Source organism: Streptomyces lunaelactis (assembly GCF_003054555.1).
GTDB classification, from domain to species: domain Bacteria; phylum Actinomycetota; class Actinomycetes; order Streptomycetales; family Streptomycetaceae; genus Streptomyces; species Streptomyces lunaelactis.
In genome coordinates this window covers 2,793,175-2,807,889 of the sequence record NZ_CP026304.1, presented here as the reverse complement: position 1 = coordinate 2,807,889, position 14,715 = coordinate 2,793,175, and the positions used below count along the sequence as shown (strand labels likewise).

The 14,715-nt window shown below is 69.5% G+C and carries 16 protein-coding genes; 9 read left to right on the top strand and 7 right to left on the bottom strand.

Translation table 11 applies throughout. The features are described from left to right. Positions 1–73: 73 nt before the first annotated feature. The 4 genes from SLUN_RS12755 to SLUN_RS12740 are packed head-to-tail and all read right to left on the bottom strand — an operon-like array spanning position 74 to position 3,222. Complete coding sequence (locus tag SLUN_RS12755) at positions 74–508, bottom strand: Fur family transcriptional regulator (protein ID WP_108148602.1); 435 nt, start codon at positions 506–508, stop codon at positions 74–76. Between the two features lie 55 nt (positions 509–563). Then, entirely contained in the window at positions 564–1,457 is an 894-nt protein-coding gene (locus tag SLUN_RS12750) for a metal ABC transporter permease (protein ID WP_108148601.1), read from the bottom strand. Positions 1,458–1,459: 2 nt separating this feature from the next. After that, positions 1,460–2,224, bottom strand: coding sequence for a metal ABC transporter ATP-binding protein (locus tag SLUN_RS12745; RefSeq protein ID WP_108148600.1), 765 nt, complete (start codon positions 2,222–2,224; stop codon positions 1,460–1,462). A 26-nt stretch (positions 2,225–2,250) separates the two neighbouring features. Further along, positions 2,251–3,222 (bottom strand): metal ABC transporter substrate-binding protein, encoded by a 972-nt coding sequence (locus SLUN_RS12740; protein ID WP_108148599.1) that lies wholly within the window; start codon positions 3,220–3,222, stop codon positions 2,251–2,253. Positions 3,223–3,389: 167 nt separating this feature from the next. Between SLUN_RS12740 and SLUN_RS12735 the strand changes: the two genes are divergently transcribed. Both SLUN_RS12735 and SLUN_RS12730 read left to right on the top strand, forming a co-directional pair. Next, a complete protein-coding gene (locus tag SLUN_RS12735; RefSeq protein WP_108148598.1) occupies positions 3,390–4,772 on the top strand; it encodes a glycine--tRNA ligase in 1,383 nt (460 codons plus the stop codon). A 185-nt stretch (positions 4,773–4,957) separates the two neighbouring features. Then, positions 4,958–5,161 (top strand): hypothetical protein, encoded by a 204-nt coding sequence (locus SLUN_RS12730; protein WP_108148597.1) that lies wholly within the window; start codon positions 4,958–4,960, stop codon positions 5,159–5,161. 90 nt (positions 5,162–5,251) lie between these two features. On the opposite strand, the gene SLUN_RS12725 is transcribed toward SLUN_RS12730, so the two are convergent. Beyond that, positions 5,252–5,836 carry a TetR/AcrR family transcriptional regulator gene (locus SLUN_RS12725; protein ID WP_108148596.1) on the bottom strand — a complete coding sequence of 195 codons (585 nt, stop codon included), beginning with the start codon at positions 5,834–5,836 and terminating at the stop codon, positions 5,252–5,254. A gap of 64 nt (positions 5,837–5,900) precedes the next feature. Next, on the bottom strand, positions 5,901–6,920 hold the full coding sequence (locus tag SLUN_RS12720; RefSeq protein WP_108148595.1) for an aldo/keto reductase: 1,020 nt from the start codon (positions 6,918–6,920) through the stop codon (positions 5,901–5,903). A 280-nt stretch (positions 6,921–7,200) separates the two neighbouring features. Between SLUN_RS12720 and SLUN_RS12715 the strand changes: the two genes are divergently transcribed. Further along, the gene (locus SLUN_RS12715) at positions 7,201–7,401 is read left to right on the top strand and encodes a DUF6243 family protein (RefSeq protein ID WP_108148594.1); all 201 of its coding nucleotides are present in this window, start codon (positions 7,201–7,203) and stop codon (positions 7,399–7,401) included. 99 nt (positions 7,402–7,500) lie between these two features. After that, positions 7,501–8,646 (top strand): tRNA dihydrouridine synthase DusB, encoded by a 1,146-nt coding sequence (dusB, locus tag SLUN_RS12710; RefSeq protein WP_108148593.1) that lies wholly within the window; start codon positions 7,501–7,503, stop codon positions 8,644–8,646. A 48-nt stretch (positions 8,647–8,694) separates the two neighbouring features. Here dusB and SLUN_RS12705 read toward each other — a convergent pair whose 3' ends face one another. Beyond that, positions 8,695–9,459: a GntR family transcriptional regulator gene (locus SLUN_RS12705; RefSeq protein ID WP_108148592.1), complete on the bottom strand. Its 765-nt coding sequence runs from the start codon at positions 9,457–9,459 to the stop codon at positions 8,695–8,697. A gap of 264 nt (positions 9,460–9,723) precedes the next feature. Here SLUN_RS12705 and SLUN_RS12700 point away from each other — a divergent pair, with 264 nt between their 5' ends. From SLUN_RS12700 to SLUN_RS12680, 5 genes are read left to right on the top strand one after another with little or no spacing between them, the layout of a single operon-like run. Then, complete coding sequence (locus tag SLUN_RS12700; protein WP_108148591.1) at positions 9,724–10,869, top strand: ABC transporter substrate-binding protein; 1,146 nt, start codon at positions 9,724–9,726, stop codon at positions 10,867–10,869. Continuing rightward, complete coding sequence (locus tag SLUN_RS12695) at positions 10,869–11,765, top strand: ABC transporter permease (RefSeq protein ID WP_108148590.1); 897 nt, start codon at positions 10,869–10,871, stop codon at positions 11,763–11,765. The genes SLUN_RS12700 and SLUN_RS12695 overlap by 1 nt, the downstream gene beginning before the upstream one ends. Next, positions 11,753–12,658 (top strand): ABC transporter permease, encoded by a 906-nt coding sequence (locus SLUN_RS12690; RefSeq protein WP_108148589.1) that lies wholly within the window; start codon positions 11,753–11,755, stop codon positions 12,656–12,658. The genes SLUN_RS12695 and SLUN_RS12690 overlap by 13 nt, the downstream gene beginning before the upstream one ends. Positions 12,659–12,661: 3 nt before the next feature. After that, positions 12,662–13,756 carry an ABC transporter ATP-binding protein gene (locus SLUN_RS12685; RefSeq protein WP_108148588.1) on the top strand — a complete coding sequence of 365 codons (1,095 nt, stop codon included), beginning with the start codon at positions 12,662–12,664 and terminating at the stop codon, positions 13,754–13,756. Then, positions 13,753–14,469, top strand: coding sequence for an HAD family hydrolase (locus tag SLUN_RS12680; protein WP_108148587.1), 717 nt, complete (start codon positions 13,753–13,755; stop codon positions 14,467–14,469). Before SLUN_RS12685 ends, SLUN_RS12680 begins: the two co-directional genes overlap by 4 nt. Positions 14,470–14,715 lie beyond the last annotated feature (246 nt).

Genomic DNA, 14,715 nt, shown 5'->3' with positions numbered 1-14,715 from the left:
GCCCTGTCCTCGAACGCCGGCGAGAACCAGCCTCGCCGGCGTTGAGGCGCGGGGTCCGGGGCAGAGCCCCGGGTTACTTCGCGGCCGCGGCCGCGCACTCCGCACACGTACCGAAGATCTCGACCGTATGCGCCACATTCACATAACCGTGCTGCGCCGCGATCGTCTCCGCCCACTGCTCCACCGCCGGTCCCTCGACCTCGACCGCCTTGCCGCAGACCCGGCACACCAGATGGTGATGGTGGTCGTCGGTCGAGCAGCGCCGGTACACGGACTCGCCGTCGGACGTGCGCAGCACATCCACATCGCCCGCGTCCGCGAGCGACTGCAGCGTGCGGTAGACCGTCGTCAGGCCCACCGAGTCGCCGCGGTGCTTGAGCATGTCATGCAGCTCCTGCGCGCTGCGGAACTCGTCCACCTCGTCCAGCGCCGCCGCAACCGCGGCCCGCTGCTTGGTCGACCGGCCCCGCACTGGGGCTGCACTTCCGCCGATTGGCGCCGTCGCCACAGGTGCCTCCTCGCTTTGCCCGCACATATGTCGGGCCATTCTGCCAGGCCTGGGCTCAGACCTTGACGTCGTCGCTGGGCCGTCTGTTGCCCGGCATGTCCACGGTGCACTGAGCACCTCTCGCCTCCAGTGTGCGGGCACGCCGCCGCGCGAGAGGGGTCACGAGCGCGGTCAGTACGACGAAGATGCCGATGGCGAGCAGCACGATCGTCGCGCCGGGCGGCACGTCCTGGTAGTACGAGGTCGTGGTTCCGGCCAGCGTGACGGTGACGCCGATGGTCACGGCGATCGCGAACGTGGCCCTGAAGGACCGCGAGATCTGCTGGGCCGCGGCCACCGGCACCACCATCAGGGCGCTGACCAGCAGCAGCCCGACCACCCGCATCGCCACACTGACCGTGACCGCCGCGGTTACCGCGATCAGCAGATTCAGCGCACGCACCGGCAGACCGGTCACCCGGGCGAACTCCTCGTCCTGGCTGACCGCGAACAGCTGCCTGCGCAGTCCCACCGAGACCAGCACCACAAAAGCGGCCAGCAGTGAGATCGCCGTGAGGTCCGCGTCGGAGACCGTCGACAGCGAGCCGAACAGGAACGAGCTGAGATTGGCCGTGGAACCGGTGTCCGAGAGGTTGATCAGCAGCACACCGCCCGCCATGCCCCCGTAGAAGAGCATCGCCAGCGCGATGTCGCCGCGGGTGCGCCCGTACGCCCGGATCAGCTCCATCGTGACCGCGCCTACGACCGAGACGATCGTCGCCATCCAGATCGGGTTGGTCGAGAGGAGAAAGCCGAGGCCGACACCGGTCATCGCGACATGGCCGATGCCGTCGCCCATCAGCGCCTGCCGGCGCTGCACCAGATAGATGCCGATGGCGGGGGCCGTGATGCCGACCAGTACGGCCGCGATGAGCGCCCGCTGCATGAACGCGGTCTCGAGGATTTCCATGATCAGGTCAGCAGTCCCGTGCGGAGCGGCTCGTCGGCCGCGTGCGGATGTACGTGGTCGTGGCCGGGCAGCGCATGCTGGCCCACGGCCTTCGGTGGCGGCCCGTCATGGACCACACAGCCTTCGCGCAGGACCACCGCGCGGTCGATCAAAGGCTCCAGCGCGCCCAGCTCGTGCATGACCAGCAGCACGGTCGTCCCGGCCGCGACCTGCTCGCGCAGCGTCCCGGCGAGGATCTCCTGGCTGACCAGGTCCACGCCCGCCATCGGCTCGTCCATGATCAGCAGTTCGGGCTCGGAGGCGAGCGCGCGGGCTATCAGCACCCGCTGGTGCTGGCCGCCGGAGAGGGCGTTCACGGAGTCCTTGGCGCGGTCGGCGAGCCCGACGAGCCCGATGGCGCGCTCGACGGCCGCCCGGTCCGCCCGGGTCTGCCGGCCCAGCCTCGTACGGGAGAGCCGGCCCGCGGAGACGACCTCGCGCACCGTCGCGGGCACACCGCTCGCGGCCGTGGTGCGCTGCGGTACGTAACCGATGCGCGCCCAGTCGCGGAAGCGGCGCAGCTCCGTGCCGAACAGGGCGATCTCGCCGTCGGTGAGCGGCACTTGGCCGATCACGGAACGTACGGCCGTGGACTTGCCGGAGCCGTTGGCGCCGAGCAGGGCGACGACCTCACCGTGCTGGACGGTGAGGTCGATGCCGCGCAGTACCGGGCGCGAGCCGAGCGTGGCATGGGCCCCGCGGACGGATATGACGGGCTCCATGGCCATGGCTCGTGCCTCCGGTGTGTCGTGGGTCACTTCGCGCCGAGAGCCTTCTGCAGCGCGGTGAGGTTGGACTCCATCACCTCGATGTAGTCATCGCCCTTGGACTTGTCGGTAATTCCCTCGAGCGGATCGAGGACGTCCGTCTTCAGGCCGGTGTCCTTGGCGAGGGTCTTGGCGGTCTTGTCGCTGGCGAGCGTCTCGAAGAAGACCGTGCTGACCTTGTCCTTCTCCGCGATGGTCTGGAGGTCCTTGATCCGGGCCGGGCTGGGCTCGGACTCGGGGTCGACGCCCGCGATGCCCTCCTGGTCCAGGCCGTAGCGCTCGGCGAGGTAGCCGAAGGCGGCGTGGGTGGTGATGAAAGTCTTGGTGGCCGTGTTCTTCAGGCCCTGCTGGTACTTGCCGTTCAGCCCGTCGAGCTTCTTGACCAGCGCGTCGGTGTTCTTCTTGTAGTCCGCGGCGTTGTCCGGGTCGGCCTTCTCGAGGGACTTTCCGACGCCCTTGGCGACCTCGGCGTACTTCACCGGGTCGAGCCAGATGTGCGGGTCGGCGCCCGCCTCGCCCTCGCCCGCGTGCTCGTCGTGGCCGGCCTCTTCGCCCTCGTGACTGTGGCCGCCCTCGGTGCCGTGGTGCTCGAGCTCGGTGAGGGTGGCGGCGTCGACCTTGTTCTTCGCCTCGGACTGGGTGATGGCCTTGTCGACGGCGGGCTGGATGCCCTTGAGGTAGAGGATGAGGCCCGCTTCGTTCAGCTCGGCGGTCTGGCGGGGCTTGAGCTCGAGGTCGTGCGGCTCGACGCCGGGCTGGGTGAGGGTGGAGACGGAGACATGGTCGCCGCCTATCTCCTCGGCGAGGTACTGCATCGGGTAGAACGACGCAACCACCTTCAGCCTGTCGCCGTTGCTGCCCTCGGCGGCGTCGGAGGTGGAGCAGGCGGATACGGCCATGAGGCCGAGGGCTACGGCTCCGGCGGCGGCGGTGGTGGGTATGAGTCGGCGTACGTTCATGACAGTCATTTTCAACAAAACTGGAAACGATTGTCAACAAAGCTGCTGAGCGCCCTCCGGTTTCCCCTCTGACTCCGCCTCCCCCCGGACCGATTTGATCCGGGGGGTGCGGCCGCCGGTAACCTGAAGCATTCGCCGTTCGTCGTCGTCGTAATGAAGAGAGCACCGTGGCCGCCGACAAGATCGACACCATCGTCAACCTGAGCAAGCGCCGTGGCTTCGTCTACCCCTCGAGTGAGATCTACGGCGGTCAGCGAGCCGCCTGGGACTACGGGCCGCTGGGTGTCGAGCTGAAGGAGAACCTCAAGCGCCAGTGGTGGCGCTACATGGTCACCTCGCGCGAGGACGTCGTCGGTATCGACTCGTCGGTGATCCTTGCCAGCGAGGTCTGGGAGGCCTCCGGCCACGTGGCCACCTTCACCGACCCCCTCACCGAGTGCACCTCCTGCCACAAGCGGTTCCGCGCCGACCACCTGGAAGAGACGTACGAGGAGAAGCACGGCAAGGCCCCCGCGAACGGCCTCGCCGACCTCAACTGCCCCAACTGCGGCAACAAGGGCACCTTTACCGAGCCCAAGAGCTTCTCCGGCCTGCTCTCCACGCACCTCGGCCCCACCCAGGACTCCGGCTCGGTCGCCTACCTGCGCCCCGAGACCGCCCAGGGCATCTTCACCAACTTCGGCCAGGTGCAGCAGACTTCCCGCAAGAAGCCGCCGTTCGGCATCGCGCAGATGGGCAAGTCCTTCCGGAACGAGATCACTCCGGGCAACTTCATCTTCCGCACCCGCGAGTTCGAGCAGATGGAGATGGAGTTCTTCGTCAAGCCGGGCGAGGACGAGACGTGGCAGGAATACTGGATGGAGCAGCGCTGGAACTGGTACCGCGACCTCGGTCTCCGTGAGGAGAACATGCGCTGGTACGAGCACCCGGCCGAGAAGCTCTCCCACTACTCCAAGCGCACCGCCGACATCGAGTACCGCTTCAGCTTCGGCGGCAGCGAGTGGGGCGAGCTCGAGGGCGTCGCCAACCGCACCGACTACGACCTCTCCGCGCACTCCAAGGCCTCCGGCCACGACCTGTCGTACTTCGACCAGGAAGCCGGCGAGCGCTGGACCCCGTACGTCATCGAGCCCGCCGCCGGTGTCGGCCGCGCGATGCTCGCCTTCCTCCTCGACGCCTACAACGAGGACGAGGCGCCCAACGCCAAGGGCGTCATGGAGAAGCGCACCGTGATGCGCCTCGACCCGCGCCTCGCGCCGGTCAAGGTCGCCGTGCTGCCGCTGTCCCGCAACCCGCAGCTCTCCCCGAAGGCCAAGGGCCTCGCCACGGACCTGCGCAAGAACTGGAACATCGAGTTCGACGATGCCGGCGCCATCGGCCGCCGCTACCGTCGCCAGGACGAGATCGGCACGCCGTTCTGCGTCACCGTCGACTTCGACACCCTCGATGACAACGCGGTGACCGTGCGCGAGCGCGACACCATGCAGCAGGAGCGCGTCTCCCTGGACCAGATCCAGGGCTACCTGGGCAGCCGCCTGCTCGGCTGCTGAGCGCACACCGGCGTACGCGAAGGCCGGCCGGGTTCCTTGCCCGGCCGGCCTTCGCGTACGCTGTGCCGCCTCCATCGCGGCTCGTGACTGAACCGCAGGTGGCTGCTGAGCAACAGCGCGACAAGATGCCCCTGTTGATGTTGTCCGTGCTGCACACTGGGCGCAATTCGTCACCAGGAGGAACGATGCCGTCCACGACCACCAGCAAGGTCAGCAGATGGGATCAGCACGGCCGCGAACATGTCGTCCATGTCCAGAAATCGGGCATACAGCGGATGCTGACCTGCGACACCTGCGGCTGGCGCAAGGGGGCGCAATTCCTGCCCTGGCTCAAGGCGGAGGAGCACCTCGTCGAGGCACACCAGGCGACGGTGGATCCCGGCGTCTGACTCCGGCGCCCGCGTCGCCCGCCCGTATGAGAAGCCCGTATGAGACGCCCGCATGAGACGCCCGGATCAGGCTCGTATCAGGCGCCCGGGTCAGGCACTCAGGCCGCGCAGCAGCAGATCCAGTACGGCGGCGAACTCGTCGTCGATCGACGGCTTCTGCCACTGGGGCGCATAGGCCGGGTCATGGAAGCGGGACGTCGCGTCGAACACCGCCTGCGCCGCGGACCCCGGCTCCGCCGGCGCGAACTGCCGGGCGAGCACGCCCTCTTCGATGATCTCCCGCACCTGCTCCACGAGCTCGCGGATGTGCTCCTCGACGACGCCGCTGTTCTCCTCGATCAGCACGCCGTACGTGGCGAACAGCTCGGGATCGTCACCGGCCTTGTGCCGCTTGGCCTCGAACAGCGTCGTCAGCCAGGACCGCAGTTTCACCGGCGCCGGATGCTCATGGCCGTTGGTGATCTTCGCAAGCTCCACGACCGACCGCTCCAGCCAGCGACTGGTCACCGCCTCGCGCAGCGCCGCCTTCGTACGGAAATGGCGGTAGACACTGCCATGGCTGACACCCAGCGCACGGGCCACATCGACGACGGTGGCCTTGGCCGGACCATAGCGGCGCAGGACGTCCTCGGTCGCTTCGAGGATGCGCTCGGGGGTCAGTGCTTCGGGCGTCATCGCGTCTGTGCTGCCTTTCGGTCGGCGGAAGCCGGTGGCGGAACCCTGTGACGGTACCCGCCGGTCAGCGCTCGCTGTCCAGGTGGGCCATCTGCGCCGTCGGGTAACGGTCGCCCGCGGCCGCGCCGGCCGGGACGGCCTGCTCGATCGCGGCGAGATCGTCGGCGCCCAGGGTGACATCGAGCGCGCCGAGAGCCTCGGTGAGCCGGTCGCGGCGGCGGGCGCCGACGAGCGGCACGATGTCCTCGCCCCGCGAGAGCACCCACGCGATGGCGATCTGCGCGACGGAGACGCCCTTCTGCTCGGCGATCTTGCGCAGCGCCTCGACCAGTCCGAGGTTGTGCCGAAGGTTCTCGCCCTGGAAACGCGGGCTCATACCGCGGAAGTCGCCCGGTGCGAGCGCGCGGTCGCGGGTGAAGTGCCCACTGATCAGCCCGCGCGAGAGCACCCCGTACGCAGTGACACCGATGCCCAGCTCACGGGTGGTCGGCAGAATCTCCTGCTCGATGCCGCGGGAGATCAGGGAGTACTCGATCTGGAGGTCGGAGATCGGGGCCACGGCCGCGGCCCGGCGGATGGACTCCGCGCCGAACTCGGAGAGGCCTATGTGCCGGACATGGCCTGCCTGGACCAGCTCGGCGATGGCGCCGATCGTCTCCTCGACCGGGACGTCGGGGTCGACGCGGGCGATCCGGTAGATGTCGATGTGGTCGGTGCCGAGCCTCTGCAGGGAGTAGGCGGCGAAGTTCTTCACCGCGGCGGGCCGGCCGTCATAACCGGACCAGCCGCCGTCCGGGTCGCGCAGGGCGCCGAACTTGACGCTGGTGAGCGCCTTTTCGCGGGCTGCGGCGGGGGCGGTGCGCAGGGCCTCGTTGATCAGCAGTTCGTTGTGCCCCATCCCGTAGAAGTCGCCGGTGTCGAGAAGGGTGATCCCGGATTCCAGGGCGGCGTGGATGGTGGCGATGGATTCGGCACGGTCGGCCTCGCCGTACAGCGCGGACATGCCCATGCAGCCGAGACCGAGGGCGGAGACCTGGGGGCCGGTGGATCCGAGGGGACGCAGGGGGAGAGGGGGGAAGGTCATGAGGGGGCTCCTCGGTCGGTGGGGCATTGGGGTGACATCACAACCATGGCATGACGGATGACAGATTTCAATATCTGTCATCCGTCAGTCGTCATCTGATATCTGTCATCCGTCGGTCCATGGAAGTCGCCCGGAAACTGGTACCTGCGCCGCCCCGAGGCGCGGTACCGTCACCTCCATGTCTTCGTTCTTCCAGATCTACGAGTGAGAGGGCGGCGGTCCACCCCCGCCGCCATCTGACGATTCCCCAGTCACTTCTCACCACATATGGGAGAGCCCCATGGCCAAGAGCCGCAACAACCTCCTCGGCGTGGGCGGACAGCGCAAGAAGCTGTCCCGCGCCGACCAGCAGGGCAACGGTCCCGCGCGCAACGCCGACCGCAAGACGGCCGCCGAGCAGAAGCAGGACCTGGTGCGCAAGATGCGTGAGCGCGCACAGGGCGGCAGCGAGGCTGCGGCGCCGCAGGAGGACCAGTCCTGATCACGACCGTGGGCCCGGACCGCATGACGCGGTCCGGGCCCACGGCCATGTCCCGTCCCGGCGGCGGTAACGACTCCGGGAGTGCGCGACAATGGGCGGATGACCACGCTCGCCCCGTCCTCGACGCTCAAGATCGGCCCGTACGCCGTGCAGCCCCCGGTGGTGCTCGCGCCGATGGCCGGGATCACCAATGCGCCCTTCCGCACCCTGTGCCGTGAGTTTTCGGGCGGCAAGGGGCTGTTCGTCAGCGAGATGATCACGACGCGGGCGCTGGTCGAACGCAACGAGAAGACCATGCAGCTCATCCACTTCGACGCGACGGAGACGCCGCGGTCGATTCAGTTGTACGGGGTGGACCCGGTGACCGTCGGCAAGGCGGTCCGCATGATCGCGGACGAGAATCTGGCCGATCACATCGACCTGAACTTCGGCTGCCCGGTGCCGAAGGTGACGCGCAAGGGCGGTGGCTCGGCCCTCCCGTACAAGCGGCCGCTGCTGCGCGCGATCCTGAACGAGGCGGTGTCGAACGCGGGCGCCCTGCCGGTGACGATGAAGATGCGCAAGGGCATCGACGACGACCACATCACCTTCCTCGACGCGGGCCGGATCGCGGTCGACGAGGGCGTGAGCGCGATCGCGCTGCACGGGCGTACGGCGGCGCAGCACTACGGCGGTACGGCGGACTGGGACGCGATCGCCCGGCTGAAGGAGCACGTCCCGGAGATCCCGGTGCTCGGCAACGGCGACATCTGGTCGGCGGACGACGCGCTGCGGATGGTGCGGGAGACGGGCTGCGACGGGGTGGTCGTGGGGCGCGGATGCCTGGGGCGACCGTGGCTGTTCGGCGATCTGGTGGCCGCCTTCGAGGGCGGTGGCGCCTGTGCGACGCCGACGCTCAAGGAGGTCGCGGGCGTGATGCGGCGGCACGCGGAGCTGCTGGGGGAGTGGATCGGCGACGAGACGCGTGGCGTGATCGACTTCCGTAAGCATGTGGCCTGGTACCTGAAGGGCTTCGCGGTGGGCTCGGAGATGCGGAAGAAGCTGGCGATCACGTCGTCGCTGGCGGAGATGGACGCGCATCTGGGGGAGTTGGACCTGGACCAGCCGTGGCCGGTGGGCGCGGACGGCCCCCGGGGCCGCACCTCGGGCAACAACCGCGTGGTCCTGCCGGAGGGCTGGCTGAAGGACCCGTACGACTGCGCGGGCGTCAGCGCGGAGGCGGAACTGGACACGTCCGGGGGGTGACCCGCGGCGTGCGGTGCCCTGCCGGGGCTCCGTGCCGCTCCCCGCTCCTCAATCGCCGGAGGGGATTGAGAGGTCGCCCGCGTGGCGCGAAAGCGGGGCCGTGTCCGAGGAGTTGCTCACGCTGAACGTCACACTCCCCGCCACATAGCGGTCGTCCGTCCACTCGATCGGCCGGCCCGTCGCCGTGCACGTCAGATGGCGCTGGCGCAGCAGCGGGCTGCCCCTGCGGACCCGTAGCATCCGTGCGTCCACGCTCCCCGCCGGCACCGCGTCGATGAGGTGTTCGCCGTACTGGGCGACGATGCCCTGCCGTTCGGCGATGCTGTTCATGATCGATACGCAGTCCTCGGCCAGTTCCTCCACCGCGGGCGCCACCCACTCCGCGTACGCCGTCCGTTCCAGCATGGCCGGTTCGCCGTCGAGCAGCCGCAGCCGCAGGACGTACAGGATCCCCGAACCCGCGGGGACCGAGAGCCGGGAGGCCTCCGTCGGGGTCGCGGGGCGGCGGGTGCGGGTCAGGATGTGGCTGGAGGTCTCGTAGCCCATGCCCTGCGCCCACTGCGCGAAGCTGTTCAACTCCGCGAAGCTGTGGCGGCGTTCGTGGCGCAGTACGATTCTGCGCGCACCCTGCCGGGAGCCGATCAGGCCCTCGGACGCCAGTACGGCGACGGCCTGACGCACTGTCCCCCGCGATGCGGACCAGCGGGCCGCGAGGTCGCTCTCCGAGGGGAGTTGGGCCCCGACCGGATACTCGCCGCCCAGGATCGACCGCCGCAGTGCCTCCGCGATCTCCAGATAACGCGCCGTGCCCACGCGAACGCCCTCCGTGCCCCGAACTGTGCGCAGTCGCTTGCGCTGTGTTCCGATTCCCTGCTCACCCTAACCGGGCCGCACGGCCACCGTGTCCAGTCCCGCGGGCCGGGCCTGACCGGTGCGGGGACAGCGTCGGCTCTTCCGGCAGCCGTGCCGCTCCGGCCATGTGGCGTTCATGATCCGGACAGCTCCTCCGGGCGAACTGAACCCAGCTTGTTCAGACAAGTTCCTCAGGTGCCCCGCACCTCGTCTCTGGGAGAGACCGTGTTCAGACCCACCCGTCTCGGCGCTGCCGCACTGCTCGGCGCTGCCGCGCTCACCACCCTCACCGCCTGCGGTGCCGCGCCCGACGGTGAGGCCACCGGCGGCAAGGTGAAGGCGAACGCCAGTGCCTCGGCCGCCGACTTCGGTGGAATGAAGGCGCTCGTCGCGGCCGCCGAGAAGGAGGGCAAGCTGAACGTCATCGCCCTCCCGCCGGACTGGGCGAACTACGGCGAGCTGATCAAGGCCTTCGAGGCCAAGTACAAGATCAAGGTCAGCAGCGAGAACCCGGACGCCTCCAGCGCCGACGAGATCGCCGCCGTCAAGGCCCGCAAGGGCCAGAAGCGCGCCCCCGACGTCATGGACCTGGGCATCGCCTTCGCGCGCAGCGGCGCGGCCGAGGGCCTGTTCGCCCCGTACAAGGTCGAGTCCTGGAGCAGGATTCCGGACGCGCAGAAGGACGCCGACGGCCGCTGGTACAACGACTACGGCGGCTACGTCTCCATCGGCTGCGACGCGAAGCGCATCAAGAACTGCCCGCAGACCTTCGCGGATCTGCTCAAGCCCGAGTACAAGGGCAAGGTCGCGCTCAACGGCAACCCGACCAAGTCCGGCTCCGCCTTCGGCGGCGTGTACGCGGCCGCCCTCGCCAACAAGGGCACCTTCGCCGACATCCAGCCCGGCATCGACTTCTTCGCCGAGCTGAAGAAGAGCGGCAACTTCATCCCCGTCGAGTCCACCCCGGCCACGGTCGAAAAGGGCGAGACCCCCATCAGCATCGACTGGGACTACCTCAACGCCGGTTACGCCGACCAGTTCCGCGGCAAGGGCGTCGACTGGAAGGTCTCCGTACCCGGCGACGGCGTCTACGCGCAGTACTACTCGCAGGCGATCAACAAGGAGGCCCCCAACCCGGCCGCCGCCCGGCTGTGGATGGAGTTCCTCTACAGCGCCGAGGGCCAGAACCTCTGGCTGAAGGGGTACGCCCGTCCCGTACTGCTGCCCGTCATGACCACGGACGGCACCGCCGACAAGGGCTCCGTCGCCAAGCTCCCCAAGGTCGAGGGCACCCCGGCCTTCCCCTCCTCCGCGGAGCTCGACAAGGCCAAGGCCGCCCTCGCCGAGAACTGGGACAAGGCCCTCTCCTGATGCCCGTTCCCTCCCCGTCCCCCAGCGGACCCGCCGGCGGCACCCGCCGCCGGCGGCCCGGCCCCCGCACCTGGCTCGCCGCGCTTCCGCTGCTTGTCTTCACCGGCCTGTGCTTCGGCCTTCCCGTCGGCGCTCTGCTGTACGGCGCGGTCACGGGCACCGACCGGGCCACCGGCGCCACCGCGCTGACCGGTGAGCATCTCCAGCGCTCGCTGCAGGGCCCGTATCTCGGCTCCCTCGTCGGCAGCGTGCAGCTCTCGGCGCTCACCGCGGTGATCGGTTCGGTCGCCGGTGTACTGATCGCGCAGGCGATCGTCACCTCCCGCCGCACGTGGCTGCGCAGCGCGGCCCTCACCGCCTCCGGCGTGCTCGCCAACTTCGGCGGCGTACCGCTCGCGTTCGCGTTCATCGCGACCGCCGGCATCTCCGGTGTGGTCACGCAGCTCGCGGACCTCGGCAGTCTCGGCTGGAATCTGTACTCCTTCACCGGGCTCGCCGTCGTCTATCTCTACTTCCTCACCCCGCTGATGGTGCTGGTGATCATCCCGGCGCTGGACGGACTGCGTCCCCAGTGGCGCGAGGCCGCGCAGAACACCGGAGCGACGGGATGGCAGTTCTGGCGCATGGTCGGACTGCCGGTCCTCGCACCGTCCCTGCTGGGCGGGTTCGTGCTGCTCTTCGGCAGCGCCTTCGCCGCGCACGCCACCGCCGCCGCCCTGGTCGGCGGCTCCGTACCGCTGGTCACGCTGAAGATCGCGGACGCGCTCTCCGGCAATGTGCTGGTCGGCCAGGAGAACGTGGCGCTCGCCCTGAGCCTCGACATGATCGTGATCGCCGGCCTCGTCATGGCGGTCTATCTGCCCCTCCAGCGACGGAGTGCCCGATGGCTGCGATAACGACCGATGCCGGGAACGACGCCGCGCAGAGCACGCTTGCCGAGCGTCGCCGCCGACGGCCGCGCGTCTGGCGCGGGCTCGTACTGGCGCTCGCCGGGCTGTACTTCATCGTGCCGCTCGTCGCGTCGTTCGTCTTCACCGTGCACACCCCGGGCCAGGGCGTCTCCTTCGAGGCGTACACCGGGATTCTCGGCGCCGACGGATTCACCGACAGCCTGCTGCTCTCGCTCGGCCTCGCCGCCGCGACCATCGCGCTCGTCCTGCTGCTGGCCGTGCCCGCGCTGGTCGCCGTACGTCTTGGCGCGCCCCGGCTGCGGCCCGTCGTCGAAGTGATGTGCATGCTGCCCCTGGTGGTGCCGCCGATCGCGCTGGTCACCGGGATCACCACGGTGCTGCGCTGGGGCCCGGAGCAGCTGTCCCGCACCCCGCTCTACCAGACCTTCATGGCGGTCCAGAACGAGAGCTTCCCGCTCGTGCTCGTCCTCGCCTACACGGTGCTGGCGCTGCCTTTCGTGTACCGCTCGCTCGACGCGGGACTGCGCGCCATCGACGTACCCACACTGGTGGAGGCCGCCCGCAACTGCGGTGCGAGCTGGCTGTACGTCATCCTCCGGGTCATCCTGCCCAATCTGCGCACCTCGCTCGCCGGTGCCGCATTCCTCACGCTGGCGCTGGTGCTCGGCGAGTTCACCATCGCCGCGCTGCTCGGCTACCAGCCCTTCGCGGTGTGGATCGTCACGGTCTCCGGAGCGCAGGCGCGCATGTCGGTGGCCGTCTCCATCCTCAGTCTTCTGCTCACCTGGGCGCTGCTGCTGCTCCTCTCCCGTGCGGGGAACGGCACCCGGACCGCGAACGCCATGGCCGCCGCCCCCTCCTCCAGCAAGGACCAGTAACCCATGTCTGCACCAGCAACTGCCGTGGCGGAACGGTCCGGTGCCTCCGCCGTGACCGGAGCCCGCGTCGAATTCCGCGGTCTGCGCCGGGCCTTCGGCCCCACCGTCGCACTCGACGGCCTCGACCTGACCGTCGAGCCGGGCGAGCTGATCGCCCTGCTCGGCCCCTCGGGCTGCGGCAAGACCACGGCACTGCGTGTCGTCGCCGGCTTCGAGGCGCCCGACGCGGGCGAGGTGCTGGTCGACGGCGAGGACATCACCCGGGTACCGGCCAACCGCCGGGACGCGGGCATGGTCTTCCAGTCGTACAGCCTCTTCCCCAACCTCAGCGCCCGCGACAATGTGGCCTTCGGCCTGCGGGTGCGCAAGGTGCCCGCCGCCAAGCGCAACGCCCGCGCCGCCGAACTCCTCGACCTCGTCGGCCTGCCCGAGCACGGTGACCGCTACCCGCACCAGCTGTCCGGCGGCCAGCAGCAGCGGGTCGCCCTCGCCAGGGCGCTGGCCCTTCAGCCGCGCGTGCTCCTGCTGGACGAGCCGCTCTCCGCGCTGGACGCCAAGGTGCGGCTCAGCCTGCGCGAGGAGATCCGGCGGCTGCAGCTCTCCCTCGGGATCACGACGATCTTCGTTACGCACGACCAGGAGGAGGCCCTGTCCATGGCCGACCGGGTCGCCGTGCTCAACGCCGGGAAGCTGGAGCAGTGCGCGGCACCGGCCGAGCTGTACGAGCGGCCCGCCACGCCGTTCGTCGCCGAGTTCGTCGGCACGATGAACCGGCTGCCGGGCCGTATGACGGACGACGGCCTGGTCGACGTGGCGGGCAGCAGGCTGCCCGTGGACGGTGACGCGCCCGGGACGAGTGAGGTCGAGGTGCTGGTACGCCCCGAGAACGTCACCGTCACCGCCGACCCGCAGGGCGAGGCCACGGTCGTCTCCACGTCCTTCCTCGGCTCCGTCACCCGGGTGCTGCTCGACCTGCCGGGCGGCGGTTCGGTCAAGGTCGATCTGCCGTCGCGGGACGCGGGCGCGCTGGTGCCCGGCGGCCGGGCGGCGGTCGGCCTGGCGCAGCGGCCCGTCCTCGTCGTGCCGGGGGTTTCATGAGGAAGCCCGGGGCCCTCCCCGCGGCCGTGCTCTTCGACATGGACGGCACGCTCGTCGACACCGAGGTGCTGTGGTGGGAGGCGACCGAAGAGGTCGCCGCCTCGCTCGGCCACCGGCTGTCGGACGCGGACGCCCCGGAGGTGGTCGGCCGGGCCGTGGAGGACACCGCCGCTCATCTGATGCGGGTCAGCGGCGCCGGGGAGACGGATGGGGTGGCCCTGAGTGCCACCCTCACCGCCTCCTTCCACCGCCGGGTCGAGGCCGGGGCCCCGCTGCGCCCCGGCGCATGGCGGCTGCTGGCTGAACTGGAGCGGCGGCAGGTGCCCTTCGCCCTGGTGAGCGCCTCGCCGCGGATCGTCGTGGACACGGTGGTCGGGGGAGCGCTGGCCGATGTGCCGTTCTCCTTCACGCTCTCGGCCGACGACACCGTACGGACGAAGCCGCACCCCGATCCCTACCGGGCGGCCGCCGACCGGTTCGGGGCTCTCCCCGGGGCCTGCGTGGCGGTGGAGGACTCGCCGGACGGCAGCAACTCCGCGGAGGCCGCGGGGTGTGCGGTGCTGGTGGTGCCATCGTTGCTGCCGGTGCCCGAGTCGGCGGGCCGGGTCTTCGCCCGGAGCCTGGAGGAGGTGGATCTCGCTGTCCTCAGCCGTTGTGTTTCGGCGTGTTACGCGGGTCCGGATCCTGGGACGGGACGCCCTCCCGCCGCGTGATTCTCGCCACCCTTGATAGGGGTGGCGCTCAGATGAGCGATTTGGCGTCGACTGCATCTTTCTGAGGGGTGGCACTAAGTGCCACCCCTCGTTCGTTCGATTGATCAAGTAATTCATCGCTCTGCGTGATGCTGGATCGTGTTGTCATCGCTGTACGTGCTGATGCCTTCGGATCTTGAATGAATGCGTCCAGTTCAACTGCTCGTTGGTTACTTTCGATCTACTGGCGGACGAGTGGTTACAGCC

Coding starts and splice junctions, on each gene's coding strand:
- SLUN_RS12730 (WP_108148597.1), top strand. CDS start 4,958: ATGCCGTCCACGACCACCAGCAAGGTCAGCAGATGGGATCAGCACGGC.
- SLUN_RS12720 (WP_108148595.1), bottom strand. CDS start 6,920: ATGACCTTCCCCCCTCTCCCCCTGCGTCCCCTCGGATCCACCGGCCCC.
- SLUN_RS12725 (WP_108148596.1), bottom strand. CDS start 5,836: ATGACGCCCGAAGCACTGACCCCCGAGCGCATCCTCGAAGCGACCGAG.
- SLUN_RS12685 (WP_108148588.1), top strand. CDS start 12,662: ATGTCTGCACCAGCAACTGCCGTGGCGGAACGGTCCGGTGCCTCCGCC.
- dusB (WP_108148593.1), top strand. CDS start 7,501: ATGACCACGCTCGCCCCGTCCTCGACGCTCAAGATCGGCCCGTACGCC.
- SLUN_RS12680 (WP_108148587.1), top strand. CDS start 13,753: ATGAGGAAGCCCGGGGCCCTCCCCGCGGCCGTGCTCTTCGACATGGAC.
- SLUN_RS12740 (WP_108148599.1), bottom strand. CDS start 3,222: ATGAACGTACGCCGACTCATACCCACCACCGCCGCCGCCGGAGCCGTA.
- SLUN_RS12690 (WP_108148589.1), top strand. CDS start 11,753: ATGGCTGCGATAACGACCGATGCCGGGAACGACGCCGCGCAGAGCACG.
- SLUN_RS12745 (WP_108148600.1), bottom strand. CDS start 2,224: ATGGCCATGGAGCCCGTCATATCCGTCCGCGGGGCCCATGCCACGCTC.
- SLUN_RS12750 (WP_108148601.1), bottom strand. CDS start 1,457: ATGGAAATCCTCGAGACCGCGTTCATGCAGCGGGCGCTCATCGCGGCC.
- SLUN_RS12695 (WP_108148590.1), top strand. CDS start 10,869: ATGCCCGTTCCCTCCCCGTCCCCCAGCGGACCCGCCGGCGGCACCCGC.
- SLUN_RS12715 (WP_108148594.1), top strand. CDS start 7,201: ATGGCCAAGAGCCGCAACAACCTCCTCGGCGTGGGCGGACAGCGCAAG.